Here is a 510-nt window from a genome sequence, read left to right as displayed (position 1 = left end):
GGGTGTTCCGCTACAAGGATCCGCGCGCCTGGTGGTCGAACGCGCACTACGACCGCCCCGGTGGGGTGGAGAGCGGGACGCCGACGGCATGGGCGCCGCAGTCGAAGCCGATCTGGTTCACCGAGCTCGGCTGTCCCGCCATCGACCGGGGCACCAACCAGCCCAACGTCTTCTTCGATCCGAAGTCGTCGGAGAGCTTCACGCCGCACTTCTCGCGGGGCTGGCGCGACGACGCCATCCAGCGCGCCTATCTCGAAGCGACATATCTCTGGTGGGGCGAGGTCGCGAACAACCCGGTGTCGTCGGTCTACAGCGGCCGAATGGTGCACGTTCCCGAATGCGCCGCCTGGACCTGGGACGCGCGGCCCTATCCGTTTTTTCCAGCGCTGACCGACGTCTGGACGGACGGGGCGAACTGGCGGCTCGGCCACTGGCTGACCGGGCGGCTTGGCGCGGTGTCGTTGGCAGCACTCGTCCGGCACCTCTGCCTGCGCGCCGGGCTGCCCGAGG

General features: G+C 69.2%; 1 protein-coding gene. It reads left to right on the top strand.

Annotation, left to right across the window (positions count from 1 at the left end; all coding sequences use genetic code 11):
* Positions 1-510, top strand: a 510-nt coding sequence (locus ROA7023_RS23675; RefSeq protein WP_200812601.1) for a baseplate megatron protein TIM-barrel domain-containing protein, incomplete at both ends; no start/stop codon positions are given.

The organism is Roseisalinus antarcticus (assembly GCF_900172355.1).
In the GTDB taxonomy this organism is placed as follows: domain Bacteria; phylum Pseudomonadota; class Alphaproteobacteria; order Rhodobacterales; family Rhodobacteraceae; genus Oceanicola; species Oceanicola antarcticus_A.
The sequence above is the reverse complement of the archived record's forward strand: the minus strand, read 5'-3'. Positions and strand labels throughout refer to the sequence as shown.